Origin of the sequence: Synechococcus sp. N26 (assembly GCF_900473975.1) — a bacterium.
GTDB lineage: Bacteria > Cyanobacteriota > Cyanobacteriia > PCC-6307 > Cyanobiaceae > Parasynechococcus.
In genome coordinates, this window is sequence record NZ_UCNM01000011.1 from 59,529 (window position 1) to 86,006 (window position 26,478).

Below are 26,478 nucleotides of genomic sequence, written 5' to 3' on the forward strand. Positions count from 1 at the left end.
AACCCGGTTCTAGTGGATCCGGAGCTTCAGCCAAGCTTCAATCCACTGCCATTTTCATGACATCGGCAAAGCGAGTTTTCACCGTGTTGCGGAAAGCCACCACATCCAAACGGCGCGTCATCAACGCGGCAGCGAGGAAACAAACCATCTGCAGGCCGAACACGCCGCCATAGGCAGCAAACAAATCACCACCGTTCCAGGCTTTGAATAAGGTGAGCAGCCCGCCTCCACTGATGGTGGCCAGGCCGCAGGAATAGGCATAGCCGGCCCCCCAAAAACCAAGCAGAAAGCCGGTGCGTCCGGGCTGCACAAAGCTGAACATCAAGTTGAGGCAGGCATTCATGCACACCCCCAGCGACAGGCCAAACAAGCCAACGGCAGACCGCAACCGGGGGATCGACTGCTCCGCCCCAGCGCACAACATCAGCATCAAGGCCAGTGCAGCCAGCACCGCACCCACCTTGGCAGTGCGGATGTTTCCGGCACGCTCAATCAACCAAAAGCCACTCAGACCCAGGCCAGCGAAGAAGCCCAGGGCAATCAACACATTCAGCGCTGTGGTGGCACAGACACTCATGCCAAAGACTGCAGCGCCGTAGTGCTCAAGCACCGCGTCATTGAGAAACATGCTGAACGTGAACAGGCACAGCACCCCGAGGAAGCGGCCGGCCTGGGGGATGGTGCGCAGTTGAAACAACAACTGGGGCAAAGCCAACCGCTGGGGAACATCGGGCGGGACCGGCCCGGCAGTCAGCATCAAGCCTGTGGTGCGGCGCTCCACGCCAAAGACCGACACCACCCCAAGCCCCACCAGCAGCAGCAGCAGCAGCGGCGTCACCAGCGACAGACGCTCCAAACCAGCCAGCACCGCGGTGCGACTGGCATCAGCCGCACAGGCACTGCCGAACACCTGATTCACCAGAACACTTCCCAGCAACACCCCCAGGAGACGCATCCCCCACACCACCGACAGCACCCGCGGCCGTTCGGCTTCCGTGGTGCGATCGGCGATCAAGGCCGAAAAGGCGGTTCCACCAGCAGCAATCGCGATGCCGATCCCAATAAAAGCCAGGATCAAGAGACCGATCAGCAGCGCATTCAGCTCACCACCGGAGGACTCCATGCTGTTGGCCAAGCGCAGCATCAGCTGGCAGGCCACAGCGAACAACAGGGCAATCGCGACAGTGCTGCTGATGATGAAGAGCGTGCGCCGCAGCCGGCTGATGGGGATGCGATCGGAACGATGGCCGAACCAGACGCGGGTGAACCCCATCAACTGTTGACCACCCACAGCAACAGCCGCCAGCACCGCCGGGACCTGGATGTCTTGAATCAACAGACGATTCAGCAGTCCCAGGATCAGGACGCCGAGGATCCCCAGGCTGAGCTGGAACAGCCCCAAACGCAGACCAAGAGTCAGCGGGCCCAAGGCAGAATTTCAAAAACCTGAGGCAGGTATCACTGGACATCAAAAAAATCGATCGTGATTTGTTCGCGCAGGTTGCCGCTGAGGCTTGGCAGCATCCCCGCCTGCGCCTGAACCACAATTTCCACCGGGAACAGGATTCGGTTCAGCGCTTCCTCAACGCGCTGCAGCCCAGCACCTATGTGCGGCCCCACCGCCACCGGCGCAACGGTTCCGGCACAGGCTTCGAATGTTTTCTGGTGCTGCAGGGCGCCATCGGACTGCTGCAGTTCAACAGTGAGGGCGAGATCCAGCAGCAGCTCCATCTCAGCACCAAGGGGCCCACCCACGGCATCGAGATTGCAGAAGATCAGTTCCACACCCTGGTGGCCCTGGAGGCCGACAGCGTGATCTTCGAACTGAAACAGGGGCCCTACCAGCCCGCTTAAGACAAGGACTTTCTCAACGGCTTCCCCCAGGAGGGCACAACGGAGGCCGCCAGGCAGGAGTCGCAGTGGCGCGACCTTCTCTCAGGATCAGGCCTGACGTGAGGCTTCACGCGAGCGCTGCTTCTCATCCAGCAGTTCCCCTTCCAGTTGCTCGATCAAACGACTCACCAACGCCTGAAATTCCGGCTGGCAACCACGAAACGCCGCTTTGTGACGGATCGGCTCGTTGCGCATGCGCAGATCCGTGAGCATCAGCTGCAGCGAATCGATCCGGGCGTTGGAAGTCATGAACAGCGTCGGCGTTCCAGAACGAGGTTATGACGCAGCTGCTTCAAAGCTCCAGCTCCCGCAGCAGACTGTTTTGGGTCTCCCGGCCGAGGACGGCATGGGCCGCCATGGCACCACTCGCCGCCACGGGGGGGATGCCGATCCCGGGGAAGGTGCTGGCACCACAAAGCCAGAAATTGGCCAGGGGCGTCGTCACGCCCGGGAAGAGACCTTCAGCTGCTGAAAGGGCAGGGCCATAACTGCCCTGATGAACATTGAGGAAATGGCTGTGGGTCAGCGGCGTTCCCTCCATGATCAGCTCACAGCGATCGCGGATGTCGGGAATACGGCGTTCCAGCACCCGCCAGAACACAGCACATCGCTCCTGTTTTCTCTGCTGATACGCCGCGCTGTCGCGCTCCAGATCAGCCCAGAGCTCCCAGGGTTCGCTGGCCGGGGTGTAGGCATGCAGCACATGGCGACCAGCCGGCGCCATCGAGGCATCCAACACCGACGGAATCGACAACACCACAGCATTGCGCTCGGCGTCGATCCCACGCGCCCAGTCATCCACCCAGACGGTGTGGATCGGCAGATCCTCCAGGCCCGTGGCATCAAAGCCCAGATGCAGATGCAGGAAGCCGTTGCAGGCCGGTGTGGCCTGACGCTGACGCTGCCACTTCGGCGCCACGGACTCCGGCAGCAGACCAAGGGTGGACCAGATGTCGGCATTGCAGATCACCTGCCGCGCCGCAATCTGCGTTCCATCGACCAACGTCACACCCACGACGCGATCCCCCTCCACCCGCAGCTGCTGCACCGCCTTGCCGGTGTGCAGGCTGCCGCCGTGAGCTTTCAAGCCACGCACCAGGGCCTCAACCACCGCTGCACTGCCGCCAACGGGATAGTCGAGATGGGCATCCGGCTCAAACCACTCGCCGAACAGCGTGGCCATGGCTGCGGCGTTGGTGTCTCCCATTGGCATGCCGCTGATCAGGAAGGAGAGCAGATCCACCCAATGGCGCAGGAAAGGATCGCTGAGGTGACGATCCACCAGGGGCCCAAAGGAACCGGAGAGGTGACGCATCGCCGCAAGATGCGGCAGCAGACGTCCACCGCGCTTCAGAAGTTGCGCCATGCCATCCACCCCAGGCCGCAGGGCCAACAAGGGCAAAGCATCGGCAGCGGCGGCAATCGGCTGAAGCGCCTCCACAAAACGCCGCCATTCGGCGGCCACCTCGGGGCCGCGCAGACTGCGCACCACAGCCTCAAAGTCGTCGTGCCCAACGGCGATGCGCAGATCCCCTTCCGGCAACAGCACATCCCAGCTGCGATAGGGAATCACCTCCAGGGTCTGACCCAGCGCGCGCAACACCTGGGCCAGGGGATTGCTGCTGGGCCAACGCCCCAGGCCACTCCAGAGGGATGGACCGGATTCGAAGTGGTAACCATGGCGTTGAAAGCCATGGGCGGCTCCACCGGGTTGGTGATGGGCTTCCAGCACCAGCACCTCACAGCCGGCGCGGGCACACAAACCTGCGGCACAGAGCCCACCGATGCCGCTGCCGATCACCAGAACGTCGACGTCGCTTCTGATCATCCGCTCAGCATCCGCGTCATCATTGTGGTCATTGGCGCAAGACGATGCGCACTCGACTGCTGCTTCCCATGCTGATCCTGGCCTTGGCCTGGGGGCAGGAGCTGATCGACCAACTGCTGTTTGCGGGGCAGTGGAACCTGCCGATGGGGCCGGATCAACCGTGGTGGGGGGTGATCACAGCGCCATTCAGCCATGCCGGCTTCGGGCACCTGATCTCCAACAGCCTGGCGTTTCTGCCCCTGAGCTGGCTGGTGCTCAGCCGGGGGATGCGCGATTACCTGAGCGTCTGGCTGTCGGTGCTGCTGATCAACATTCCGGTGGCCCTGTTCTGGCCCGCCCGCAGCCATGGACTCTCGGGCGTGGTGTATGGGCTGCTGGGCTATCTGCTGCTGATCGGCTGGCTGGAACGCCGGATCCTCTCCATCGCTCTGGGCCTGGTGGCGTTCTGGCTTTACGGCTCAGCCCTGATCGCCTTGATCCCCGGTGTATCACCAGCTGGCGTCAGCTGGATCGGCCACAGCGCAGGATTCATCGGCGGCCTTGTGGCGGCTCTTGCGGTGTATCGCGAGCCCACCGCCAATTGAAGACAGCCAATTGAAGACGGCCAGTTGAAGACAGTCAATTGAGCTCAGTCCTGGGCCAGAACCTCATCGAGGAACGCCAAGGGGCGTTCCATTGTGGCGGAGTAGCCGAGCAGGCTTTGATCGCGGTGGCAATAGATCACGCTGTCATCGGCGTCGAGCAACACGGTGGCGCCGCGCTGGGTGATGTAGTCGTCACAGGGCACGTAGGTGCGCCAGTTGCGGAGCACTTCATTCATGTTGCGCAAACGCTTGGTGGCGAGCTCAAACGGTCGCTGGAACCCAGCACCACCGGCCTGGCGGAACAGAGCCCCCCGGAAGCGCGGCAGAGGAAAGGCTTCAACCCACTCTTCGTCGTCGAAGATCTGGGCCGCCGAGCGATCTCCGGTGTAACCGCGCAACACCTCGCGCAGGGTGCCCGGCGAGCCGACGCCGGCGCACATCAGCAGAAAACCAGGCCAGGGCCCACCGGGGAGCTTCAAGCCGCTCTCCAACCCCAGGGCCTGATGCAACAGCGGCGATGGATCGGCGATCAGCTGCTGCAGGGGAAACCCGGTGAAGGCCGCGAAGCGCTCAGCACTGCCGGCGTTGCCGATGCCGAACAGCTGAACCTTGACCCCAAGCGCCGCCAACTGGGGAAGCCTTGGCACCAGCGCCTGGGCGTATTCGATCGAGTCGAAATCCCCTAGCTGGCCCTGCACAACAACAAGGCGCTTGCAGCCGCTCTCCATGCCGGCGACTCCGGCCAGCCGTTGCAGCAGTGGATCCAGTGGAATCATCCCGACAGGCTGACATTTCTCCTCCGAGAACGTGAATGGCGCTTGCGCACCGCCTGAGAGACTCAAGTCAAAGGCAGGAAGCAGATGGGCAAGAAATCTGGCTTCACAAGTGCTGAGATCGAGGAGATCAAGCGTCTGTATCTGCAGGAAGGGCGATCGATCCTGCAGATCCCCAAGATCCTGGGCAAAGGCAGTGAAAACTCCGTGCGCAACGCCCTGCACAAGGCCCGGGTGAAGCATGCGCCGGAGGAACGCACCAAGCTGGAACGATTCAAGCCCGATCAAGTTTTTGGCAACGTCACCCTTTTAAAACGACTCAAAAAAGCGAAAAAACTGAAGTTCCATGCCCGCTGCTCCTGTGGCTACGAATTTGACGTTGACCCATTCCGACTGACGCTGCCGGAACACCACAAAGACAGAATTGCTGCATGCCAACGCTGCAGCAAAGCACAAACAGAGGAACGCTCCAAGCCTGAAGCCTGAGAGAATCAATCAAGATAAGTTCAACAGAGCACACAAAACCAACAAATATTTCAACAGCTTCACAGCAACAAACACAAAATCCCACAACTCGCATCACCCCCCTTCTCCTGTCATTGCAGGGGTTAAGAGCAGAACTTGTATCAAGCTGACGCAGCCTTAACAATGGCTAAAGAGCAAGGTATCAAGCAGAACCTTGCGACATTCGGGCGACGACGTAGAACTCAAAAAGTTTCTATCCATCCCTATTCACGCCATGGAACTCACTTTCTTGGGCAACAAATATGCAAAGACAGAAGCAGTATCAACGAGGCCAACAATCCAACTGAAATACATGGGCAAAAGCTATCGGGCTGAGCAAATCAAATCCGTTCGCAATTGCGTTGCTCTGACCTACCGCGGCGTCTCCTACTCCAAAGCCTGAAGGATCCTTAAGGCAGGGCACTGAGAACGCAGCCGACGTGACGGCATAACGCTGCAGGATCGGCACAATGGCGCGATCAGACTTCTGATCACAGTCCTGATCGCGTCCAGTTCTTTGGCCTGGCCGGTAAAGAGTGCGGAACCAATCTCCCTCGTGGTGGTTCCCTTCGATGCCGCATGGGGGTCGCGACGTCTTCCCGTTCAGCCCGCAGGGTTGCTGCCGCCACCTCCAATCCCTGCACCGAGTCCAGCCAGCGAAGCCAACGCTGAACCAAGGCCGCAACGCCAACGCTGGTGCCGGGGTGGCTGTTGAACGGGACTAGCTGTTGAGCCCGGCGGCTGTTGAACACAGCACGGCTGTCACCTGGAAGCGTTCTGTGTAAACCGAAAGGAGAAGCCCCCTTTCCAGCCCTAACGATGCGAAACGCGGCGCTGTTGATGGCGAGCCTCCTTCTGGGATCCATGGCTCTTGCCGGTGGCAAGCGGGCCACAGCCCAAGGGCCGTCCGAGCAGTTCGCCACCGCTGAGGCGATGCGGGTGATCCCGAAGGGGGCAACGATCACCAACACCACTTGCAAGAGCATTGATGTGGGAGCCAGCAGCCGCTATCAGTGCACCATCAGCTACAGCCCCTGAGCTGATCGATGAAAGGCTGGCGTGCTGCGTGTTGGAGCCTGATCCTGCTGGGGATCCCGGCTGCGGGGCGCGCCGAATTTGAGCAGTGTCGCTTGATCGATCAGGTGCTGAATCGCCTGGGCAACGCCATGGCCATCAACCGTTTGATCATTGCGGAAGGCAAGGACAGCACGGCTGTCGATGCGGCGAATGATGCTCTGGCCGAACAGAACGAGAGCTACCGGAGCACCAAGCGCCAACGCGCCAACGCGCCAACGCGCCAAAGCCGGCTGCGATGGCTGGCAACGGGACTGACTGGCTGACGGGCTGTTGTCTGACTGACTCACTGACTCACTGACTCACTGGCTCACGCCAGGCAAGCTGGTGAAGCGCTGATCGAGAGACCTTGGCCGTCACCGTCTGCCAGAACTGCGGAAGCCGCCGGTTTCGTGCCGACCGATCCATGGCCGGGCGGCTGGTCTGTCAGAACTGCGGCCTTGCGGCCGGTAGCCGAGCTGCACGGTCCACACCGCACAGCAGGCGGCGCAGCAACGCAAAACGCTGGCTGGTGATCCTGCTGATCGCGGTGATCGTGCTGGTGGTGATCACGTCGTAAGCAACTGCACCACCTCAGCGGTGTTCGCCGACAAAGGCTTGGCGGCCAGCTGGTCGATGGCCTGACGCATGACCATTTGACGCTCGGGGCCGTAACTGCCGCAGCGACTGAACACCTTGGCCATCCGTGATGCGGTGATCGGATTGCGGGAGTCGACCGCTGCGATCTGCTCCGCCATGAACCGGTAGCCACTGCCATCGATGGCGTGAAATGCCTGAACATTGGCGGTGAATCCACCGAGAACAGCGCGAAGGGAATTGGGCGCCAGGGGATCGAAGCGCGGGTGCTCCAGCAGCTGTTGAACCCGCTCCAACGCGTTGGACCTGGGGGCCGATGCCTCCATCGCGAACCAGGCATCCAGGATCACGGGCTTGTCTTGCCAACGCTCGTAGAACAGCGCCATCGCCTGCTCACGCTCGGCGCTTTCCTGCGGTAGCAAGGCCCGCAGGGCTCCCCGTGCCAGGGTCATCGAGGGGCCGGAAACAGCAGCCAATGCCTCCGCTTGAACCGTTGCATCACCAGCCGCGGCAAGCCAGCGCCAGGCCAAGGCGGTCAGGGCCCGGCCGCCCTGACCCGCCGGCCAAGCCAGGGTCCAGTTAGCCCGGGCCAGCTCCAGAAGGCGACGCAGGGACGACTGCAATTGAACGCCCATCTCATGGGTCCACGCCCGGAAGGCTTGATCCAGCGCCAGCGGATCCACCGGGGATTGCAACGCCTCCAGTTCCGCCATGCCCGGCAGCGCCAGCAGCGCCGCCAGATCCATGCCATCACAACCGTCGTAGGCACAGATCCGCTGATCGAGGGCCTGAATCAGCGCCGCTTCCACGGCAGGCTTCGGCTGGTTTTCAGCCCGCGCCAACAGCACCTGGCGTGCAAGGCGCTGGGCCGCATCCCAGCGGCAGAACGGGTCATCATCCGAAGCCAACAGCTGCAAGCACTCCTCCAGCGGCTGCTCCAAACGCACCTGAACCGGGGCCGAGAAGCGGCGCAGCACCGAAAGGGCAGGGGGGGTGTCGCCAGGCTGGCCCTGCAAGGTGATGCTGGCGCGCTCAGCCTCCATCACCAGGAGCTGCTCCTCACCAACACGGCCTTGCTCCCCTACCAGGGCCATGGCAACCGGCAGCACCAGGGGCTGTTTGTCCGCCTGCCCCGGCGTCGGAGGCGTCGTCTGGTGCAAGTCCACCGTGAGCTCACCCGATTCAGGGTTCCACTGCCGATCAATGCTGAGTTCCGGAGTTCCTGCCTGGTGGTACCAGCGCTTGAAGCGTTCCAGATCAAAGCCCAGCGGCTCGCCCTGGCTGGTGGCGCCATCGGCGATCGCCTGAACGAAGTCTTCCGTCGTGGCGGCTGTGCCGTCGAAGCGTTGCACGTAAACCTCCATTCCCTTCATGAACCGCTCGGGTCCCAGCAGGGTGCGCAGCATGCGGATCAATTCCGCACCTTTTTCGTAGATGGTTGTTGTGTAGAAGTTGTCGATCGCCTGGTATTCCGCTGGCTTCACTGGGTGGGCCGTCGGGCCAGCATCCTCACGGAATTGGGTGTTGCGCAACATCGCCACATCCTCAATGCGCTTCACCGCCTCCGAATGCAGATCCGCGGTAAAGCACTGATCACGGAACACCGTCAGGCCTTCTTTGAGCGACAGTTGGAACCAATCCCGGCAGGTGATTCGATTTCCGCTCCAGTTGTGGAAGTACTCATGGGCAATCACACTTTCGATGCGTTCAAGTTCTGCATCGGTGGCCGTTTCCGCATCCGCCAGAACAAGCTTTGAGTTAAAAATATTCAGACTCTTGTTTTCCATCGCGCCCATGTTGAAGTGTCGGACGGCGACGATGTTGTATTCATCCAGGTCGTATTCAAGGTTGTAAACCGATTCATCCCATTGCATGGATCGTTTCAACGAAGCCATGGCATGGGCCGTGAAGGGTTCATCCCCCTCCTCCACATGCAAGCGCAGGGTGACCTGCCGGCCCGACGCCGTTGTGTAGTGATCACGAATCTCCCTGAGGTCTCCGGCCACCAGGGCGAACAAATAGGAGGGCTTGGGGAAGGGGTCATCCCACGTGACCGCATGACGATCAGCGCCGACGGATTCCTTCTGAACCGGATTGCCATTGCTCAACAGCACAGGGCAGCTGCTGCGGCTGGCCTCAATCCGCACCTGCCAGCGGCTCAGCACATCCGGACGATCAGGGTGCAGGCTGATGCGCCGGAATCCCTCGGCCTCGCACTGGGTGCTCAGCAGACCACCACTGGCGTACAGGCCTTCGAGCGAACTGTTGGAGTAGGGATCCAGACGGCAACGGGTTTCCAGCACAAACGGCTGGTCCGGCACGTTGGGGATGGTGAGACGTCCGTCGGCAAAGCTGTATTCCTCTGGCGACAACGGCGCCTGGTCGATCACCAGGGATTCGATCGCCAGATCAACGCCGCACAGCACCAAGGGCTCTCCAGGCCGACGCGGTTCAAGGCTGAGCCTGGAGGCAACGACGACTTGGTCGTCCTGGATGTTCACGTCCAGGGCGATGGAAGGGAGTTCAAAGGCCCACGGCGTGTATTCCGCCAGACGAATCGAAGCAGCTGGAGTCATGGCCGAACCACGCGAGGACCGAACGATCCTGACGGACGACGCTCAAAACCGGGACGTTTCAGCCAAGCTGCCGACCATCAAGCAAGCAACGGCATCAGAGCAGAGGAACAGACACAAAAAAACGCCTGACCTCAGCAGGCCAGACGTTTTCAATCGTTTGAGCCTGGGAAGATCTTATTTTTTCGAAGGCTTCAACGAAGCAGCAGCTTTTTCAAAGCGTGCTTTTTCTGCAGCGGGAACTGATTTAGGGCAGAACTTCAGCGCACCACCAACGATCATGAATCCTGCATTGTTGAGAAATTGCTTCTCAGGCAAGGCATCTTTGGTGCCGGGAAGCAAACCACCGTGCTTGCCATAAATGACATGCAACTGACCAGCGAGGGCCACGGCCAGAGACTTGTTGAAATCGATCTTCTGCGCCCTCGCCTCACAGAAGGTGGCAATCGACATCACGCCGTAGGTGTTGACCTCCATGGCCGTGGCAGGAGTGGGCTTGTCCTTGGAGGCCTGAGCCAGAGCCGTTGCCGGTGACAGGAAGGGGGCAGCCAGCACGAGAGCTGCGGCAGCGAATGAACGACGAATCACCTTGGGTCCCGGCAGCGTCAAATTTTTCGCAACTTACCGCCCATGCCAAAGCTGGCCGAAGCTCAGGCGCGGTTGTTGAACTGGGCCATCAGCGCAACGGCGCCGTTGAGTCGTCCTGGATCAATCGTCTTCGATCAGTCGTCCTCGATCAGTGGCAGGGGATCGGACATTCGAATCTCATGGTGATGCTCAACGATCGAGAGATCACCGTTCTCCCAGCTGTAGATGGCGCGGTAGCGGTAGCGGTCCTGATCGACAAGGCGAATGTGCTCAAGGATGTCCCACTGCTGGTAGTGGGATTCCAGGATGGTTTCGTGCTCATCCACCTGACGCAGCCGTGTACGCACCGGGTCTCCCGTCAAATAACCACGACTTCTCTGGAGTTGATGGCCCCACAACGTGGCTTCCATCACGCCACTGCGTTCAAACCAGGGCTTGCGGGCAAAGAATTCATCGGAATGTTGGTCCTCCTGGTCAGACCACCAGCTGAAGCGGTAGCGGCTCTCACCCACCTCAGGGTGTGCGAACGCCTCCATTTTCAGGTTCATGTCCAAGTGGAGAACCTGGTCGTCACTGAAGGTGTATTGCCGTCGGGAACGCCACAAGCCCAGATTGCGGCTGAACCAGCGACGCAGGTTGCTGTCCACCTGAATCGAAGGCTGAGCAGCCGCTCCGCCGGGAACGGTCAGAGGAACACGGTTTTGCGCAGAAAAAAGCGACATGGACCGCGTCAATGACGCAACGGAGTGTTCCTGTTCGTCTTAGCGCTGCTGGCGCCGCAGTCAAAAACCCATAAGGTGAGCATCGGTTTTTGCTGTCTTGCAGTCCGCGTGGTCAAGGACGCTCCCAAGACACGGCAAACCCTGAAGCTGTTGCTGGTGGCAGCTCGACATCACCTGTCGGGTCAGGACCTCCGTTCCCTGGTGCAGTTCCTGGAACGGGAGGACCTGGGCTTCGAAGTCACCCTGCAAGTAGCCGATCCCGCCCAGCAACCCGAACTGCTTGAGCTGCATCGCCTCGTGGTGACGCCAGCGCTGATCAAATTGGCGCCCAACCCCAAGCAGGTGTTCGCGGGAAGCAACATCCTTCAGCAACTCAAAGGATGGGTGCCCCGCTGGAAACAGGATGGGGTGGTGAGCGGCCTTGGCCTGAGCCTCAGGCCCACCGAACTCGACGGCAGTCGCACCCAGAAGGAACTCCAGCTGGAGGATCAGCTGCTGGTGCTGCGCCAGGAGAACGAAACGCTGATCGATCGCGTTAGTGCCCAGGAACGCCTGTTGCGCATGGTGGCCCATGAACTGCGCACCCCACTCACGGCAGCGGCCTTGGCTCTGCAAAGCCAGAAGCTGGGCCAGATCGACATGGATCGCTTTCAGGATGTGATCACCCGCCGCCTGGAAGAGATGGAGGCGCTGTCGAAGGATTTGCTGGAGGTGGGCACCACCCGATGGGAAACCCTGTTCAACCCTCAAAGGCTTGACCTGGCCAGCGTTTCAGCCGAAGTGATCCTCGAGCTCGAAAAATTGTGGTTGGGGCGCAACGTCGAAATCAAAACCGATATTCCCGCTGACCTGCCCAAGGTTTTCGCTGATCAGCGCCGCATGCGCCAGGTGCTGCTGAATCTGCTCGAAAACGCCCTGAAGTACACCAACGACGGCGGCCACATCTCGCTCACGATGCTGCACCGCACCAGCCAGCGGGTGGAGGTGAGCGTTTGTGACAGCGGCCCGGGCATTCCGGAAACAGAACAGCAGCGAATTTTTCTGGATCGGGTGCGGCTGCCGCAAACCTCCGACCAAACCACCGGTTACGGCGTGGGGCTGTCGGTCTGCCGCCGCATCGTTGAAGTGCACGGCGGCAAGATCTGGGTGGTGTCGGACCCTGGCGAAGGTGCCTGCTTCACCTTCACGGTGCCGATCTGGCAAGGACAAGGTGTCGAATGGGGTCAAGCTGTCTTGACGGAGGGTCCGACCAAGCCCTAGTGTTCACAAGTGATCAGGAGCACAGACAGCTCGCTGGTTACGGCCTCGCCCCCATCGTCTAGAGGCCTAGGACACCTCCCTTTCACGGAGGCGACAGGGGTTCGAATCCCCTTGGGGGTATGACCTCTTCACCAAACCTCTTTTTGGTGATGAATTGAGTACCAATTCACGTTTCTAATGATGCCTTAAGGCCCAAGATCTTTGGGTCATCAAAAGCTTCCAAACTGCTGCGCAGTCGCTTCTTGTTCAGCTGTTTCTGCGGTGGGCTTCCTGCACAACGGCGTTGAGGTTGCTGGAGAGATCGTCCCGCAGCCGCTCCTCGATCAGACCGATCGGCATGCCAAGACAGCCTTGAACAGTCAGCTCATAGAGCAGTGAGCTGCCATCGGGACGCTGACGGATCTGCCAGGACCCTTCAAAACGTCGAAAATCCCCTTTCACCATGCGGAACTGCAGCAGTCCGTCTTGGCGGTATTCCGTCAGCTCCAACTGAACCTGGGCCGAGAAGCGAAGACCCAGCAGCTGCTGGCTGCCCACTTGTTGAAGGCGCACCGTCTGACCCTGGCGCTGAATCAGCTCACTGGTGCTGAGGTTGGGAATGAATCGGGACAGATTCTCGTAGTCCGTCAGCACATCCCAGAGCAGCTGAACAGGCAGTGGAGATTTGAGTTCAGCGGCAAGACGCCGCGTCCCCTGGGGCAGCCGCTCCATGGTCTGCTCGATCGCAGTCCCTGAATCTGCGGAGGTTTGAAGCCCTCGTCCAAACATTGTCTGGGGGAAAACCAAAAGAGACGCCGAGATGAGGGGCCGAACCCGAGGATCTTAATGAGGTCGCCTGGATCACATCAGATTCTGTTCCGAACAGCAACCTTTTTGTGTGAAATCAAAGGCCACGCCTATAGTCGCGCCACCAAAGGCAGGTGATTTCTATGCGGGTGTCCAATGCAGCGTCAGAGCACTGCAATGAGGCTCTGTTCACTGTTGTGGCCAGTGGTCCCCAGGTCGGCTCCAACCCGTCCGTCGTGCGGACCTACACCGTTGCGATGAACCAGTTTTCCGCACTTTTCAAACGATTGGGGGCCACTGGCGCCAAGATCGTTTCTGTGAATGGTGCAGGCGAAGAGCGTCCCACCGCTCCTGTTGCCAGCACCCCGGCACCTGCCAAACAACCCGCCAAAAAACCCGCCAAGAAAGCCGTGACGTCAAGCGCCCCGAAGAAAAAGCCCCACGCCGACGTTCCGGTCAACACCTACAAGCCCAAAACACCGTTCATGGGCACGGTCACGGAGAACTACTCCCTGCTCAAGGACGGTGCGATCGGCCGTGTGCAGCACATCACCTTTGATCTGGCCGGCGGCGACCCGCAGCTGAAGTACATCGAAGGCCAGAGCATCGGCATCATTCCCGAAGGAGAAGACGCCAACGGCAAGCCCCACAAGCTGCGCCTGTACTCCATCGCCAGCACCCGCCACGGCGACAACCTGGAGGGCAACACCGTCTCCCTATGCGTTCGCCAGCTCGAATACAAGAACGACGCCGGTGAGCAGATCTACGGCGTCTGCTCCACCTACCTGTGCGACATCGAACCCGGCACCAAGGTGAAGATCACCGGTCCGGTCGGCAAGGAGATGCTTCTCCCTGATGACGAGGACGCCAACATCATCATGCTCGCGACGGGCACCGGCATCGCTCCGATGCGCACCTACCTGCGTCGCATGTTCGAGCCCCGTGAACAGGAAGCCAACGGCTGGAAATTCCGCGGCAAAGCCTGGTTGTTCATGGGCGCACCCAAAACCGCCAACCTGCTCTACGACGAGGACTTCCTCCACTACGAGAAAGAGTATCCCGACAACTTCCGCTACACCAAAGCGATCAGCCGGGAACAGCAGAACGCCAAGGGCGGCCGGATGTACATCCAGGACCGCGTTCTGGAGCACGCTGAAGAGATCTTCGCGATGATCGAAGACCCCAAGACCCATGTGTACATGTGCGGCCTGCGCGGCATGGAGCCGGGCATCGACGAAGCCATGACCGCCGCCGCGGCCGCTAAGGGGCTCGACTGGGCCGAACTGCGTCCCCAGCTCAAGAAGGCTGACCGCTGGCACGTGGAAACCTATTGATCGACCAAGCGCTGATCCATCAGCCAACGATCGTCTCCAGTCCACCCCGAGGGGTGGACTTTTTTTTGGGTTGGCAACAAAGGCTGACGCCAACACGGAAACAAAGCGGCGAGTCCATGTCTGTTGCCAGTTCCGTGCCTAAACCAGCGTCAGAAGCCTGGAAACTCCATGGTTGCCACGATGACGAACCCCCTCAGGGTTGGACTGCGTCAGGAGCGCGTGATCGCGCCGCAGTGTCTGGTGATCTTCGGCGCCAGCGGTGATCTGACCCACCGCAAACTGGTGCCAGCCCTGTTTGAACTGTTCAAGCAACGGCGTCTGCCCAGTGAGTTCGCCCTGCTGGGCTGTGCGCGACGGCCATGGAGTGACGAGGAGTTCCGCGGAAAGATGGCGGAGGCACTGGCCAGCACGATCGAGGACGATCCTCAGGCCTGGGAGCAGTTCGTGGGCAAGTTGTTCTACGAGCCGGTCGACCTACAGAACACCGATCAGATGCTGAGCCTGCACACCAGGCTCGAGCAGATCGATCAACAGTGCGCCACCCGCGGCAACCGCACCTTTTATCTCTCCGTCTCCCCCAAGTTCTATGGCAGTGGCTGCCGTTCACTGGCCGACGCGGGCCTGTTGAAGGACCCCAAACGCAGCAGGGTGGTAATCGAGAAGCCCTTCGGACGCGACTACGGCAGTGCCCAGGCCCTCAATCGTGTGGTGCAGGCCTGCGGTCAGGAGAACCAGATCTTTCGCATCGACCATTACCTGGGCAAGGAAACCGTTCAGAACATCATGGTTCTGCGGTTTGCCAACACGATCTTCGAGCCGATCTGGAACCGCAATTACATCTCCAGTGTTCAGATCACCGCCGCTGAAACGGTTGGCGTGGAGGAAAGGGCCGGGTACTACGAATCGGCCGGTGCCCTGCGGGACATGGTGCAGAACCACCTGACCCAGATGCTGGCGATCACCGCCATGGAACCACCAGGGCGCTTTGACCCGGAGGCCATCCGCAACGAAAAAGCCAAGGTTCTCCAGGCTGCCCGCCTGGCCGATGAGCTCGAACCCTGGAACTGCTGCATCCGTGGCCAGTACGGACCCGGTGGTTCGGCGGAATCGCCCCTGGCCGGATACCGCCATGAACCCGGTGTGGATCCCAACAGCACCACCGAGACCTACGTGGCGATGAAGCTGTTCATCGACAACTGGCGCTGGCAGGGGGTCCCGTTCTACGTGCGCACCGGCAAACGGCTGGCCAAGCGCACCAGTGAGGTGGTGCTCACCTTCCGTGAAGCACCGGTGCATCTGTTTGATGCTGCCACCGGAGGCCCAACCGCCAATCAGCTGATCCTGCGCATCCAACCGGATGAGGGGGCCGAATTCCGCTTCGAGGTGAAGTCACCCGGATCTGGCATGCGCAGCCGCCCGATCGACATGGAGTTCTCCTACGACGAATCCTTCGGGGAACCCTCCGATGAGGGCTATGTGCGGCTCCTGGCTGACGCCATGCTCAGCGACCCCACCCTGTTCACCCGCAGCGATGAGGTGGAAGCGGCATGGCGGCTCTACACCCCGCTGCTGGAACTGATTGAAGACAGCCCCTGGCAGCTGCCGGTTCATCCCTACGAATCCCGCACCTGGGGACCTGCCGCCGCGGATGCCCTGCTGGCGAAGGACGGACTGCTCTGGCGACGCCCCTGACCGCGCACGTTCACAGCCCTGTTGTTCAGCTCTCCACGTCTCGTTCATCCGTCACCATGTCCCCTCAGCTCACCCTGCAAACCCCGCTCGAACTGGCACCGGCGGAGGTGCCCCACTACCTCGAACAGCTCTGGTCCCCCGAGCAGCAGGGCAGCACGGGCACCGGGGCCAACACTTTCTGCCTGCTGATCTGGCAACCCGCCTGGGCCGAGCAGCAATTGATCCGCAGTGGTCGTTTATCAGGCCCCATCACGGGACAGCAATCCGCCCCCTTGATCGCTGCGGGCCGCCTGGCGGTGCTGGATGCCGACCTTCCCCTGAGCACACCGCCCCTGGATGGGGCTGTGGTGAAGGCGGTGGCTGATTTGGAAGGGCAAGCCAACGCCGAAGACCTGCGTGGGCAGTACATCGATCCGGCCCTAAGTGCACTGATGCCCCGGCGCCTGATCACCCTGGCGCCCACCATCGATGCGGCCCAGCCCCTGGAAACACTCGTGGCCGCCTACTGCCCGCTGCCTGAAGAAGGCGGTGGTACCGCCGCCTGCGGCGATGTGGTGGTGCTGCGGGGCGGCCATGGCGCCCTGCATGAGGGCCTTTCGATTCTCGACCCCCTGCTGCCGGAATCGATGCCGGCCTGGGTCTGGTGGAACGGCTGCATCGACGAAGCACCGGAGCTGATGCAACGGCTCACCAGCGCACCACGACGCCTGATCATCGACACCGCGTTGGGGGATCCACATCAGTGCCTTGAGCTGCTGCGTCACCGCGTGGAGAGCGGCCAGGCGGTGAACGATCTCAACTGGCTGCGCCTGCGCAGCTGGCGCGAGACCCTGGCCATGGTGTTCGACCCGCCGCAACGGCGTGATGCCCTCAGCCACATCACCCGTCTCAACATCGACGTTGAGGGCCATCACCCTGCCCAGGGGCTGCTGCTGGCCGCCTGGATCGCCGATCGACTGGGCTGGACGCTGCTATCGACCGCTGCTGTCGAAAACGGAACCACCGCCCAGTTCAAGCGCTCCGATGGCACCGAGGTGAGCTTCCAACTGATGGCCGTGCCAGTCGCTCAGCCCAACGTGCACGCCGGCCAGATGGTGGGGCTGCGGCTGATCGCTGAACCGGAGAACGGCCAGGGGGTGTGCGTGATTCTCTGCGCTGAATCCGGGGGCTGCATGCGTTTGGAGGGGGGAGGCATGGCCAACCTCGAGCTGCATGAGGAAGTGGTTCCCGTGCAGCACGACACCCCTGAAATGGATGTGGCCCGCCTGCTGGGCGGCGGTCACGACAGCACCAATCCACTGCTGGCCGCTGCGGCTCCGCTGGCTGCCAGGCTGCTGGGCTGATCCGCATCTGAGCCATGGCCGCTGTCATCGCTGCACCAGCCAGTGGCAACGGCAAAACCCTGTTGAGCCTGGCGCTGCTGAGCTGGGCCCAGCAGAACGGACGCCGGATCCAGGCCTTCAAGGTGGGACCGGACTATCTCGATGCCCAGCTGCTCAGCCAGGCCTCGGGGCAGGCCTGTCGCAACCTCGATCTCAATCTCTGCGGTGAAACCTGGGTTCGCCAGGCCTTTCACGGTTACGGCGGTGCCTCTGAGCTGACCCTCGTGGAAGGGGTGATGGGGCTCTTCGATGGCATCGGCAGCAGTACAACCGGAAGCACCGCGGACGTGGCCCGCCTGCTGGACCTGCCGGTGGTGCTGGTGCTGGATGCCGGTGGTCAGGCCGCCTCCCTCGGCGCCATCGTGCGCGGATTCCGCGATCACGATCCCCAGCTGCGCATCGCCGGCGTGGTGCTCAACAAGGTCAGCAGCCCCAGGCACCGGGAGCTGCTGGCCGACGTGCTGGAGCGCATGGAGGTGCCATTGCTGGGCTGCTTGCCACGCAGCGAAGCCCTGGCCCTGCCGGGCCGGCATCTCGGCTTGGCCCCGGCCCATGAATTGGAGGCCCCCGAGCAGCGACGCCAGGCCTGGGCCGCTCTGGCCAGCCAGCACCTGAACCTGGAACGCCTGGTCCCCCTGCTACAGGCGCCCCGCCCCGGGCCGCATCCCCTGGCCAGCATCCCCATGGAGCAGGGCCAGCCCCTGCCGGTGGCTTTGGCCAGTGATGCCGCCTTTCACTTCCGCTACCAGGAAACCAGTGAACTGCTGGAGCACATGGGCATACCCGTGCTCCGCTGGAGCCCTCTGGCCGATGAGGCCATCCCTGCAGACGCCAAGGGCCTGATCCTGCCGGGCGGTTTCCCCGAACAGCACGCTGCCCAGCTCAGCGGCTGCACGCGAAGCCTGGGCTCGCTGCGGGCGTTCGTGCAGCAGCGACCTCTCTACGCCGAATGCGGCGGGATGCTTGTGCTCGGAGAGCAGCTGACCGACCTCGATGGCACCAGCCACCCCATGGCGGGCCTGCTTCCCTTCACAGCCAAGCGCGGCCCGCTGCAGGTGGGCTATCGCCGCCTGCAGGCGCGGCGGGACAGCCCTGTGGTGGAGAGCGGTCAGCAGCTGGTGGGCCATGAATTTCACCGCTGGGAACTGCACACCAACCGGCCGTCCTCCGACAGGTCAGTGCTGTGGGACATTGAGGGATGGAAAGTCCATCGACATTCGGAAGGATGGGTCGATCAGACGGTTCACGCGAGCTGGGTTCACCTGCACTGGGCAAGCTCTACGACGATCTGCTCCCGATGGCGCGCCGCGCTCGAATCCGGGGAGAGAAGATCGCCAAACGCTTCGTCAGCCGCCAGCAGCCCCCGCGGGTCCAACCCTTCTCCGAACGCTGGCGCTGGGTGATCGAAGGTCGCGTTCAGCGGGTGGGGTTCCGCGCCAGCTGCAATCGGCGCGCCCTGGATCTCGGCATCAGCGGCTGGGTGCGCAACCTGAGTGATGGCCGTGTGGAAGTGCAGGCCGAGGGGCCACCGCTGGCCTTGTCTGAACTGCGGGCCTGGTGTGAGGTCGGGCCGCCGGGCGCCCGGGTGGTTCGGGTGACCCCCAGCCAGCTCCCGGTCACGGGCGACGACTGGTTCGAAGTGCGCTACTGAGACGAAGTGCGCTGAGACATAGACGCGAAAAAATTGGGAAGGAGGTCTCCACGCTCCGCCCATCTCGCTACGGCTGAAGCAGGACCTTCGCGCCTGCCGCATGCTCCGCTTTGGATTTGTCCTGTTGATCACTGCGCTGCCCCTACTCGGCATGGAGGCCATGAGCACGCGACGGGAAACCACCAAGCAGGCGTTCGATTCCGCGACAGAAGCCCTCAACGCCTGTCAGAGCTGGCGGCTCAGGGAAGGACAGTTTTCGGCCCTGATTCCCGCCGCTGCACCGGTGTCAACACAGGCGCGACCTGTGCAGACCGACATCCGCAGCTGCGAGGCCGATCTGGACCATGCGCTGGTGCTGGGGCGCCGTTACAGCGTGGTGCCCGGCATGCACTACAACAAAACACTGCGGTCGCTGCTCCACCCGATCCATCGCACCTTTCCTTACCTGCTGCCAGATGGCACAACTGGCGAATAAAGCCCCAGGCATGTCTTGAGCAACTTTCTTGACACCGAAGACAAAGCCTTCTGGAGAGCCCTGCTCGGCGTTGTGAGTTTGGGGGTGAGCATTGGCCTGGCGGCCCTGATCCTGCGCCTCTGAGCGCTGATCCTCGGATTCACTCGGAATCCCGCGTGGTGTCGAATTGGCGCTGCCAGGTGGCGAGCAGATCAGGCGACGTCTCGCCGCCGAGCAACCAAACCCCCGTGCGGGCACGGGACACGGCCACGTAACAGAGCTGCTGGCGGATGGCTGGATCGGCCCGGAACACATCCGGCGCCACGAAGACATCCCCGAAACTGCTGCCCTGACTGCGATGCACCGTGAGCACCGCCGCCGGCCCCAGGGAAGCGAAGGCATCGCGAATCAGGAAGTACTGCCGCCAGATCGCGCGACCGTTTTTCTTGCCGGCATCACGGGCCTGCTTGCGCAGCCGCTGCATCACCGCATCAAGCTCCTGACGCCCAGCGCTGCCAATCGGCGGCTGCAGGCGCAGGGTGAGCTCCAGATCCCCCGCATTCACCGATGCGGAGAGGGTCTCGATCACCGGCACGGGCCCATCGGCGGAGGAGAGGCCAAAATCCGCCAGGTCACAGGCCTCCGGCTTGACGTCCCGCACCGTCACTTCGCGATTGGAGCCGAGCACCATGTCGGGTTCTTCACCGGCCTCCTCTCCGTCCCTTGAGGCCGGGGCCATCACCGCGGTGCGACTGATCAACACCTCACCGGGCAGCACCGGCATCTGATCCGCCATCTCCCCATGGATGGCCCGGCGCGCATGGGGCACCAGACGATCCAAGGTGCGGTTGGTGTAGCAGAGGATGCGTGCTGCATCGGGGTTGTCTTGCACCGAGGCGTCGCGCAATGCACGCCGGGCCCGATCCAGCCACTCCCGTTGCACGAGGCTGCGCACCTGCCCCTGCGGGGAACGAATCGGCGGCAGCAGCGGCGGCATCTGGCAAGGCAGGCGCCCCTCCCGCAGCCCCGCCGCCAACTGCAGCACCGGGCCTTGATGCCGCACCACCTGGGTCAAGCTGGCGGAACAGGACCGTTGCATCGCAAACACGGGGCTGTTCGGCTCACCCACCGGGGGCAACTGGGCGGGGTCGCCGACGAACACCAGACGGGTCTTGAACGGATGGGCGCACTGGAGGGCAATGCCCAACAGGGTGCTGTCCACCATCGAGGCTTCATCAATCAGCACCAGGCCCAGGTTCTCCAGGGCCATGGCCGTCTGCTCGGTGGGTTTGCAGAGTTCAGCGTCGGCGGAGCGCTTGAGCTTCAGCCGCAGCAAGCGATGAATGGTGGAGGGATACCAGGTGGGTTGGAGACCCTCCAACTCCAACGCCTGGCGCAGAACGCCCACCGCTTTATGGGTTGGTGCCACGACGGTCCAGCAAAGACCGCTGTCCTCCACCTGGCGCAGCAAGCGCATGGAAAGGAAGGTTTTGCCGCTGCCGGCAAAACCGCTGAGCACGAAGGGCGTGCCATCCACGGGCTGCTTGAGCCAGGCCGCAAAGGCGTCCGCCGCTTCCTGCTGATCAGCGGTGAGGTCCGCGGCAGCGGTCACCCCAGCCCAGCTCCAAGACCCGACAGCAGATGGAGCGGTGATCCCACAAATTCCAATCCGGGCAGAGCAATGGCTGGACCCATCAGGCTGCCCACCAGTACCTGCAGCCGGCTGTGGCCAAGGCTTTCCTTGAGGGGGTTTTCCGGAGCGTCCGGCCAGAGCGAATCAGGCAGAGCATTGACCCGTTCCGCCGTCAGCCCGGCGGCGCGACGAATGCCACTGGCGTCGTACATGACGACGAACGCCACCATCGCCGCAAGGGCGAAGAGGGGGTGATCAAAGCCCAGGGTCCAGCCCACACAGGCCGCCGTGCCGGTGACCAGGGCGGAGTGGCTCGACGGCATGCCGCCGGTTTCGATCAGCACCGCCGGACGCCAACGGCGATGCAGGAGCAACTCAAGGAACAACTTCGACAGCTGGGCAACGCCACAGGCCATCAAGCCCCAGGTGAGCGAACTGTTGTCGAAGAACTCCCGCAGCACCGCATGGGAGGGCGTGGCGTCGATCATCGGTCGCGGCTGGTGATGAAGTCAGCCAAGGCCAGCAGGGGAATCGCCTTCTCAGCCCAGGGTTGCAGCGCCTCTTTCGCTTCATTTACCAAAGCATCGGCCCGACGGCGGGACTCGTCGAGCCCGAGAAGCTTGGGATAGGTGGTCTTGTCGGCGATGAGGTCCTTGCCGGCGGTTTTGCCGAGCACCTCGCTGCTGGCGGTGATGTCGAGGATGTCGTCGATGATCTGAAAGGCGAGGCCGATCCCCCTGGCGTAGGTACGAAGGGCCTTGATCATCGCCTCATCGGCGCCGCCGATCATCGCCCCGGTGATCACACAGGCACTCAACAGCGCTCCGGTTTTGTGGAGGTGGATGTACTCGAGGGTTTCAAGATCCACCTCCTTGCCTTCGCTTTCCAGATCCACCACCTGGCCGCCCACCAGGCCAGGGGCGCCGGCCACCAACGACAGTTCTCCCACCACCTTGAGCAGACGCTCAGCCGGCACATCCGGACTGCGCAGCGCCACCATTTCAAAGGCGCGGGTCAGCAGGGCATCACCGGCAAGGATGGCCACGGCTTCGCCGTACACCTTGTGGTTGGTGGGACGACCACGGCGCAGGTCGTCGTCATCCATGGCCGGCAGGTCGTCATGGATCAACGACATGGTGTGGATCATTTCCAGCGCCACCGCCGTGGGCAGGGCCTGCGTCGCTTCCCCGCCCGCCAGCTCGCAGGCTGCAAGGCAGAGAATCGGGCGCAGGCGCTTGCCACCGGCAAGCAGCGAATAGCGCATCGCTTCCCTGAGGGACTCCGGCCGCTCCGGACCGAGCGATCCATCGAGGGCCGCTTCCACCCGCTCTTTGGCCTTGCCGAGATAGGCCTTGAAATCGAACTCGGCGCTCATGGGTGGACCCTGGCTGGCGGGATTCTCTCAGGCCGAGCCCTTAGCTGCCGAGGGGAACCCAATCCATCGGATGGGGTGTTCGCATCTCGCGTCCCTTGCCCGGCGCCGTGGTGATGGCCAGGTCGTAGGACACCGAATAGCGGGGGCTGCTTCCCCTATAGGGGAGCACCCGATGGCGCAGGTCCGAAGGGAACAGCAGAACACGGTGGAGAAACGGCGCGAACACCCCACCGGAAACCGCCGCATCGCGGTAGGGAATCGCCATCACATGGCTGAAGTAATCGTCGGGTGCCTCAAATTCCAGCTCCCCGCTCTCGTTCGCAGGATCCGTCAACACGTAGAACACCGCGCTCAACTGGCTGTTGCGGTGGCTGTGCAGATCCACCGTTCCGCCATTCCTCGCTCACACCACAGGCCAGGCCTTCTGGATGTGGGCCACAAGACCGTGCTCCGGGCCCAACAGCGCACGGAGATAGGCCGAAACGTGCTCAGCCAACTGCCCGTTCAGCCACTGGAACGCATCCATGCGATGCAACTGATCCAGGCCGGCATGGCCCAGCAGATCTCCGGTGAGGTTGTTGCGATCGCTGAACTCAGGGTGCTGATACACCTGGGCATCGAACTGCTCCAGCTGCTGCTGCATGGCTGCGGCTGTGGCGGCATCCGGCTCAAAGTCCACCTGCAGAACGGGGGTGGGGAACAGCCAGTGCAGCGCCATGGAACCGATCAGGGCACGAGATCGTCCAAATCATGGTCAAGGTTGTGGCGTCTGCACCAAGCCACAACGGTGTTCACCAGAAGCATCGTCACCGTCATCGGTCCCACACCGCCGGGGACGGGCGAGAGCGCAGCAGCGATCGACTCGACTTCAGCCGCACGAACATCCCCACACAATCCGCCTTCCGGCTTGCGGTGAATGCCCACATCCACCACCGCAGCCCCCGGCCGCACGTGCTCGGCCCCGATGAACTCAGGACGGCCTGCTGCCACCACGAGGATGTCGGCTTCGCGGGTGTGGGCCGCCAGATCGGCCGTGCGGGAGTGGGCGATGGTGACGGTGGCGTTGGCGGCCTGCAGCATCAAGGCCATCGGCTGCCCCACGAGAATGCTGCGGCCGATCACCACGGCGCGCTTGCCCGCAGGATCGATGCCATTGCTGCGCAGCATCACCATCACCCCAGCGGGGGTGCAGCTGCGCGGGCCCGGCTCCCCCTTGAGCAGCCGTCCGAGATTGAGGGTGTGCAGACCATCGGCATCCTTTTCAGGATCAATGGCCATCAGCAGTGGCCCCTCATCGAGGCCAGAAGGAAGAGGCAGCTGCAGGAGGATCCCGTCTACTGCAGGGTTGGCATTCAGCCGTTCAATCGTCTGAAGCACCTGCGCTGGAGGCGTGTCGCCGGGGAGGTGATCACCAAAGCTGGCCACCCCGATCCGAGCACAGGCTTTTTCCTTGTTGGCGACGTAGACGGCGCTGGCAGGATCATCACCAACCCGCAGCACCGCCAAGCCCGGCGGTCGCCCCGCCTCAGCCAGACGCCGTTCGATCAGGGTTTGAAGACGATGCTCCACATCCCTTGCCAGCACCTTGCCGTCCAAACGCAGGGCCATGGCATTCCCATGCACTCCCTCCAGCATGCCCTCTGAGGAGAGCTAGCGTTAATTCGCTACAGGGTCCTTTTTGGTTCGTGTTCCACGGCTGAGCAGCCTTTGGCGGAACTGGGTGCGGCTCGAAGGCCCAGGGCGACGCCTGCTGCGCTGGACGCGACTGCAAACCTTTGTTGTGCTGCTGCTGTGCCTTTGCGTGGCCGCAGCCTCGAGCCTGCCCTGGCTGATCAAGCCAAAACTTCAACCCGGATCGCTGGCCCCGTTTGAAGCCATCGCTCCAAAGGATGCTTTGGTGCAGGACAGCACCGCCCTCGAGCAGCAGCGGGCATCGCTGGTGGCGCGATCGGTGGTGCAGGTAATCGATCAGGAGCAGACCCAAGCACTCAAACAACGGCTCGAGCAGCAACTGGTGCAACTGCAGGAGGTCACCAACACAGGATCTGGAGACCGAATCGGGCCGGTGAACCTGTCTGATCAAGAGAAGAGGTGGCTGGAACGACGCAGCGAATGGGAGCATCTGGCCTGGGATAAAGCGGTGCGCAGCACCGCTGATCGCATGCTCAGCCAAGGGCTTGTGAGCAACCTGGCCATTGAGCAATTGCGCAAGGCCGCCGACCAGCAACTCAAGGCGGTTGCCATGCAGCCAGAGGCGGCGCGCACCCTGGCCGGCAAGGTTCTCACCAGCGCCATGCGCGGCAGCACCAACCTGCGCACAGACCCGAACCTGAGCAAGCAGCTGATCGAGGAACAGCTGACCAAACAGGCCATCCCCACCATCGAGGTGCGCAAGGGGGATCTGATCACCCGAAAGGGCGAGCTGATCAGTCCCCAGGCCTACGACGTGCTGGATTATTTCGGCCGCGTGCGCCGCGAACCCCAACCGTTGATCTGGTTCCAACGGTTCGTTGAAGCCGCTGCAGCCTGCGCCGTGATGCTGCTGGTGATGCGGCGTGAGCGACCTGGCCTGGAGGTGCGCCACGCGCTGCTGGCGGTGGGCCTGCTGCTACTGGTGCAGGGAGCCAAGCTCTGGTTCAAAAGCTCCGTGAGCCCCCTGGCGGTGCTGGTGGCGCCCACCCTTGTGCTGGCGGAAGGCCTCGGCACCGGCTGCGGCTTGGTCTGGATGGGGGTGGCCGCTCTGCTCTGGCCAGAACCCGTCCAGGGGTTGGGAGACGGTCGCCTGATTGTGGCGGCAACGGTGGCCGCCGCTGGGGCCTTGATCGCAGGTCGTCAGCGCAGCCGCGGCCAGTTGCTTCAACTCACGGTGCTGCTGCCGATCGGCGCCTTTGTGGGGCAGTGGCTGCTGCTGCAGCTGCAACCGATCACCAGCCTGCGGCTCTGGGGAAATCTGAATCCAAGCCTGGATGAACTGGCCACCGATTCCTTTTTGCTCGGTGTGCTGCTGATGTTCAGCCTGCTGCTGATCCCGATGCTCGAGGGCTCCTTTGGCCTGCTAACCCGGGCGCGGCTGCTGGAACTGGCCGACCAGGAGCGCCCCCTGCTGCGCCGCCTCTCCTGCGAAGCCCCGGGAACTTTCGAACACACCCTGATGATCTGCGGCCTGGCGGAGGAAGGGGCGCGGGCGATTGGTGCGGATGTGGATCTGATCCGGACCGGCTCGCTGTATCACGACGTGGGCAAGCTGCATGCACCGGACTGGTTCATCGAGAACCAGAAGGATGGCCCCAATCCCCACGACGCGCTGGATGACCCCCAGGCGAGTGCGGCGGTGCTTCAAGCCCATGTGGATGAGGGCCTGAAGCTGGCGCGGCGCCACCGCCTGCCCCGGCCCATCGCCGATTTCATCCCTGAGCACCAGGGCACCTTGAAAATGGGCTACTTCCTGCACAAGGCCCAGGAGCGCGGCGGAACCGTTGAGGAGCGCCGCTTCCGTTACCGGGGCCCGGTACCCCGCTCCAAAGAAACGGCGATCCTGATGCTGGCCGACGGCTGTGAAGCGGCGCTTCGATCACTTCCCCCCGACACCTCCGATGCCCAGGCGGTGGACACGGTGCGGCGGATTGTGGAAGCGCGGCAGCGGGATGGACAACTGCGCAAAAGCAGCCTCAACCGCAGCGAAGTGGAACTGGTGATTCGTGCCTTCGTGCAGGTATGGCGGCGGATGCGCCACCGCCGCATCCCCTATCCAATCCCCGCCCGACGCTGATCGCAGCGTCTAGTTCAGCACTCACGA

27 protein-coding genes, 1 tRNA gene and 1 pseudogene are annotated in these 26,478 nt (G+C 62.4%); 16 read left to right on the forward strand and 13 right to left on the reverse strand.

Features of this window, described 5'->3' with window-relative positions:
• Positions 1-37 precede the first annotated feature (37 nt).
• Positions 38-1,429, reverse strand: coding sequence for an MFS transporter (locus DXY33_RS10720; protein ID WP_115132874.1), 1,392 nt, complete (start codon positions 1,427-1,429; stop codon positions 38-40).
• A gap of 59 nt (positions 1,430-1,488) precedes the next feature.
• Here DXY33_RS10720 and DXY33_RS10725 point away from each other — a divergent pair, with 59 nt between their 5' ends.
• Positions 1,489-1,854 carry a WbuC family cupin fold metalloprotein gene (locus DXY33_RS10725; protein WP_371634806.1) on the forward strand — a complete coding sequence of 122 codons (366 nt, stop codon included), beginning with the start codon at positions 1,489-1,491 and terminating at the stop codon, positions 1,852-1,854.
• 87 nt (positions 1,855-1,941) lie between these two features.
• On the opposite strand, the gene DXY33_RS10730 is transcribed toward DXY33_RS10725, so the two are convergent.
• Both DXY33_RS10730 and DXY33_RS10735 read right to left on the reverse strand, forming a co-directional pair.
• Positions 1,942-2,142, reverse strand: a complete 201-nt coding sequence (locus DXY33_RS10730) for a hypothetical protein (RefSeq protein ID WP_114988545.1) — start codon at positions 2,140-2,142, stop codon at positions 1,942-1,944.
• A gap of 43 nt (positions 2,143-2,185) precedes the next feature.
• Entirely contained in the window at positions 2,186-3,721 is a 1,536-nt protein-coding gene (locus DXY33_RS10735; RefSeq protein WP_115132875.1) for an NAD(P)/FAD-dependent oxidoreductase, read from the reverse strand.
• A gap of 44 nt (positions 3,722-3,765) precedes the next feature.
• Between DXY33_RS10735 and DXY33_RS10740 the strand changes: the two genes are divergently transcribed.
• Positions 3,766-4,305 (forward strand): rhomboid family intramembrane serine protease, encoded by a 540-nt coding sequence (locus tag DXY33_RS10740; protein WP_115132876.1) that lies wholly within the window; start codon positions 3,766-3,768, stop codon positions 4,303-4,305.
• Between the two features lie 44 nt (positions 4,306-4,349).
• Here DXY33_RS10740 and DXY33_RS10745 read toward each other — a convergent pair whose 3' ends face one another.
• Positions 4,350-5,081 carry a peroxiredoxin-like family protein gene (locus tag DXY33_RS10745; protein ID WP_115132877.1) on the reverse strand — a complete coding sequence of 244 codons (732 nt, stop codon included), beginning with the start codon at positions 5,079-5,081 and terminating at the stop codon, positions 4,350-4,352.
• A gap of 84 nt (positions 5,082-5,165) precedes the next feature.
• On the opposite strand from DXY33_RS10745, the gene DXY33_RS10750 reads away from it, so the two are divergent.
• From DXY33_RS10750 to DXY33_RS10770, 5 genes are all read left to right on the forward strand, one after another.
• Complete coding sequence (locus DXY33_RS10750; protein ID WP_115132878.1) at positions 5,166-5,564, forward strand: hypothetical protein; 399 nt, start codon at positions 5,166-5,168, stop codon at positions 5,562-5,564.
• Between the two features lie 253 nt (positions 5,565-5,817).
• Complete coding sequence (locus DXY33_RS12950; protein WP_115132879.1) at positions 5,818-5,985, forward strand: DUF4278 domain-containing protein; 168 nt, start codon at positions 5,818-5,820, stop codon at positions 5,983-5,985.
• A 437-nt stretch (positions 5,986-6,422) separates the two neighbouring features.
• Positions 6,423-6,620 carry a hypothetical protein gene (locus tag DXY33_RS10760; RefSeq protein WP_244276029.1) on the forward strand — a complete coding sequence of 66 codons (198 nt, stop codon included), beginning with the start codon at positions 6,423-6,425 and terminating at the stop codon, positions 6,618-6,620.
• A gap of 8 nt (positions 6,621-6,628) precedes the next feature.
• Positions 6,629-6,922 carry a hypothetical protein gene (locus tag DXY33_RS10765; protein WP_244276030.1) on the forward strand — a complete coding sequence of 98 codons (294 nt, stop codon included), beginning with the start codon at positions 6,629-6,631 and terminating at the stop codon, positions 6,920-6,922.
• An 83-nt stretch (positions 6,923-7,005) separates the two neighbouring features.
• Positions 7,006-7,215, forward strand: a complete 210-nt coding sequence (locus DXY33_RS10770) for a TFIIB-type zinc finger domain-containing protein (protein WP_115132881.1) — start codon at positions 7,006-7,008, stop codon at positions 7,213-7,215.
• On the opposite strand, the gene pepN is transcribed toward DXY33_RS10770, so the two are convergent.
• The 3 genes from pepN to DXY33_RS10785 all read right to left on the reverse strand — a co-directional run bounded on the left by pepN (position 7,205) and on the right by DXY33_RS10785 (position 11,115).
• Entirely contained in the window at positions 7,205-9,808 is a 2,604-nt protein-coding gene (pepN, locus tag DXY33_RS10775) for an aminopeptidase N (RefSeq protein WP_115132882.1), read from the reverse strand. The two genes, DXY33_RS10770 and pepN, sit on opposite strands and share 11 nt — an antisense overlap.
• Positions 9,809-9,982: 174 nt before the next feature.
• Positions 9,983-10,282, reverse strand: coding sequence for a cAMP phosphodiesterase (locus tag DXY33_RS10780; protein ID WP_244276032.1), 300 nt, complete (start codon positions 10,280-10,282; stop codon positions 9,983-9,985).
• A gap of 245 nt (positions 10,283-10,527) precedes the next feature.
• Complete coding sequence (locus tag DXY33_RS10785; protein ID WP_115132884.1) at positions 10,528-11,115, reverse strand: hypothetical protein; 588 nt, start codon at positions 11,113-11,115, stop codon at positions 10,528-10,530.
• 108 nt (positions 11,116-11,223) lie between these two features.
• Here DXY33_RS10785 and DXY33_RS10790 point away from each other — a divergent pair, with 108 nt between their 5' ends.
• Positions 11,224-12,375, forward strand: coding sequence for a histidine kinase (locus tag DXY33_RS10790; protein WP_115132885.1), 1,152 nt, complete (start codon positions 11,224-11,226; stop codon positions 12,373-12,375).
• A gap of 47 nt (positions 12,376-12,422) precedes the next feature.
• Positions 12,423-12,495: transfer RNA gene (locus tag DXY33_RS10795), tRNA-Glu, on the forward strand.
• 126 nt (positions 12,496-12,621) lie between these two features.
• Here the strand turns inward: DXY33_RS10795 and DXY33_RS10800 are convergent.
• Positions 12,622-13,143 carry an SRPBCC family protein gene (locus DXY33_RS10800; protein ID WP_114988555.1) on the reverse strand — a complete coding sequence of 174 codons (522 nt, stop codon included), beginning with the start codon at positions 13,141-13,143 and terminating at the stop codon, positions 12,622-12,624.
• 161 nt (positions 13,144-13,304) lie between these two features.
• On the opposite strand from DXY33_RS10800, the gene DXY33_RS10805 reads away from it, so the two are divergent.
• The 6 genes from DXY33_RS10805 (at position 13,305) to DXY33_RS10830 (ending at position 19,695) form a co-directional block, all read left to right on the forward strand.
• Positions 13,305-14,495 (forward strand): FAD-binding oxidoreductase, encoded by a 1,191-nt coding sequence (locus tag DXY33_RS10805; protein ID WP_115132886.1) that lies wholly within the window; start codon positions 13,305-13,307, stop codon positions 14,493-14,495.
• 168 nt (positions 14,496-14,663) lie between these two features.
• On the forward strand, positions 14,664-16,187 hold the full coding sequence (zwf, locus tag DXY33_RS10810) for a glucose-6-phosphate dehydrogenase (RefSeq protein ID WP_115132887.1): 1,524 nt from the start codon (positions 14,664-14,666) through the stop codon (positions 16,185-16,187).
• Positions 16,188-16,243: 56 nt separating this feature from the next.
• On the forward strand, positions 16,244-17,530 hold the full coding sequence (locus DXY33_RS10815) for a glucose-6-phosphate dehydrogenase assembly protein OpcA (protein WP_115132888.1): 1,287 nt from the start codon (positions 16,244-16,246) through the stop codon (positions 17,528-17,530).
• A 14-nt stretch (positions 17,531-17,544) separates the two neighbouring features.
• Positions 17,545-18,972 (forward strand): cobyrinate a,c-diamide synthase, encoded by a 1,428-nt coding sequence (locus tag DXY33_RS10820; protein ID WP_115132889.1) that lies wholly within the window; start codon positions 17,545-17,547, stop codon positions 18,970-18,972.
• Positions 18,900-19,220, forward strand: a complete 321-nt coding sequence (locus DXY33_RS10825) for an acylphosphatase (protein WP_244273035.1) — start codon at positions 18,900-18,902, stop codon at positions 19,218-19,220. Before DXY33_RS10820 ends, DXY33_RS10825 begins: the two co-directional genes overlap by 73 nt.
• Before the next feature lie 100 nt (positions 19,221-19,320).
• Entirely contained in the window at positions 19,321-19,695 is a 375-nt protein-coding gene (locus DXY33_RS10830) for a hypothetical protein (protein WP_115132890.1), read from the forward strand.
• 139 nt (positions 19,696-19,834) lie between these two features.
• Here DXY33_RS10830 and DXY33_RS10835 read toward each other — a convergent pair whose 3' ends face one another.
• From DXY33_RS10835 to folD, 5 genes and pseudogenes are all read right to left on the reverse strand, one after another.
• Complete coding sequence (locus tag DXY33_RS10835; protein WP_115132891.1) at positions 19,835-21,286, reverse strand: ATP-dependent RecD-like DNA helicase; 1,452 nt, start codon at positions 21,284-21,286, stop codon at positions 19,835-19,837.
• Positions 21,283-21,795, reverse strand: coding sequence for a divergent PAP2 family protein (locus DXY33_RS10840; RefSeq protein ID WP_115132892.1), 513 nt, complete (start codon positions 21,793-21,795; stop codon positions 21,283-21,285). The genes DXY33_RS10835 and DXY33_RS10840 overlap by 4 nt, the downstream gene beginning before the upstream one ends.
• Complete coding sequence (crtE, locus tag DXY33_RS10845) at positions 21,792-22,682, reverse strand: geranylgeranyl diphosphate synthase CrtE (RefSeq protein ID WP_115132893.1); 891 nt, start codon at positions 22,680-22,682, stop codon at positions 21,792-21,794. The genes DXY33_RS10840 and crtE overlap by 4 nt, the downstream gene beginning before the upstream one ends.
• A gap of 40 nt (positions 22,683-22,722) precedes the next feature.
• Positions 22,723-23,400 (reverse strand): annotated as a pseudogene (locus tag DXY33_RS10850) (TIGR02466 family protein).
• 8 nt (positions 23,401-23,408) lie between these two features.
• On the reverse strand, positions 23,409-24,290 hold the full coding sequence (gene folD, locus DXY33_RS10855; protein ID WP_115132945.1) for a bifunctional methylenetetrahydrofolate dehydrogenase/methenyltetrahydrofolate cyclohydrolase FolD: 882 nt from the start codon (positions 24,288-24,290) through the stop codon (positions 23,409-23,411).
• A 70-nt stretch (positions 24,291-24,360) separates the two neighbouring features.
• On the opposite strand from folD, the gene DXY33_RS10860 reads away from it, so the two are divergent.
• Positions 24,361-26,451, forward strand: a complete 2,091-nt coding sequence (locus tag DXY33_RS10860) for an HDIG domain-containing metalloprotein (RefSeq protein WP_115132894.1) — start codon at positions 24,361-24,363, stop codon at positions 26,449-26,451.
• Positions 26,452-26,478 lie beyond the last annotated feature (27 nt).

Bases quoted from the DNA above. Each gene is read 5' to 3' on its own strand.
- DXY33_RS10730 (WP_114988545.1), bottom strand. From the start codon at position 2,142: ATGACTTCCAACGCCCGGATCGATTCGCTGCAGCTGATGCTCACGGAT.
- DXY33_RS10735 (WP_115132875.1), bottom strand. From the start codon at position 3,721: ATGATCAGAAGCGACGTCGACGTTCTGGTGATCGGCAGCGGCATCGGT.
- DXY33_RS10740 (WP_115132876.1), top strand. From the start codon at position 3,766: ATGCGCACTCGACTGCTGCTTCCCATGCTGATCCTGGCCTTGGCCTGG.
- DXY33_RS10745 (WP_115132877.1), bottom strand. From the start codon at position 5,081: ATGATTCCACTGGATCCACTGCTGCAACGGCTGGCCGGAGTCGCCGGC.
- DXY33_RS10750 (WP_115132878.1), top strand. From the start codon at position 5,166: ATGGGCAAGAAATCTGGCTTCACAAGTGCTGAGATCGAGGAGATCAAG.
- DXY33_RS12950 (WP_115132879.1), top strand. From the start codon at position 5,818: ATGGAACTCACTTTCTTGGGCAACAAATATGCAAAGACAGAAGCAGTA.
- DXY33_RS10760 (WP_244276029.1), top strand. From the start codon at position 6,423: ATGGCGAGCCTCCTTCTGGGATCCATGGCTCTTGCCGGTGGCAAGCGG.
- DXY33_RS10765 (WP_244276030.1), top strand. From the start codon at position 6,629: ATGAAAGGCTGGCGTGCTGCGTGTTGGAGCCTGATCCTGCTGGGGATC.
- pepN (WP_115132882.1), bottom strand. From the start codon at position 9,808: ATGACTCCAGCTGCTTCGATTCGTCTGGCGGAATACACGCCGTGGGCC.
- DXY33_RS10780 (WP_244276032.1), bottom strand. From the start codon at position 10,282: ATGGAGGTCAACACCTACGGCGTGATGTCGATTGCCACCTTCTGTGAG.
- DXY33_RS10785 (WP_115132884.1), bottom strand. From the start codon at position 11,115: ATGTCGCTTTTTTCTGCGCAAAACCGTGTTCCTCTGACCGTTCCCGGC.
- DXY33_RS10800 (WP_114988555.1), bottom strand. From the start codon at position 13,143: ATGTTTGGACGAGGGCTTCAAACCTCCGCAGATTCAGGGACTGCGATC.
- DXY33_RS10805 (WP_115132886.1), top strand. From the start codon at position 13,305: ATGCGGGTGTCCAATGCAGCGTCAGAGCACTGCAATGAGGCTCTGTTC.
- zwf (WP_115132887.1), top strand. From the start codon at position 14,664: ATGGTTGCCACGATGACGAACCCCCTCAGGGTTGGACTGCGTCAGGAG.
- DXY33_RS10815 (WP_115132888.1), top strand. From the start codon at position 16,244: ATGTCCCCTCAGCTCACCCTGCAAACCCCGCTCGAACTGGCACCGGCG.
- DXY33_RS10820 (WP_115132889.1), top strand. From the start codon at position 17,545: ATGGCCGCTGTCATCGCTGCACCAGCCAGTGGCAACGGCAAAACCCTG.
- DXY33_RS10830 (WP_115132890.1), top strand. From the start codon at position 19,321: ATGCTCCGCTTTGGATTTGTCCTGTTGATCACTGCGCTGCCCCTACTC.
- DXY33_RS10840 (WP_115132892.1), bottom strand. From the start codon at position 21,795: ATGATCGACGCCACGCCCTCCCATGCGGTGCTGCGGGAGTTCTTCGAC.
- crtE (WP_115132893.1), bottom strand. From the start codon at position 22,682: ATGAGCGCCGAGTTCGATTTCAAGGCCTATCTCGGCAAGGCCAAAGAG.
- folD (WP_115132945.1), bottom strand. From the start codon at position 24,290: ATGGCCCTGCGTTTGGACGGCAAGGTGCTGGCAAGGGATGTGGAGCAT.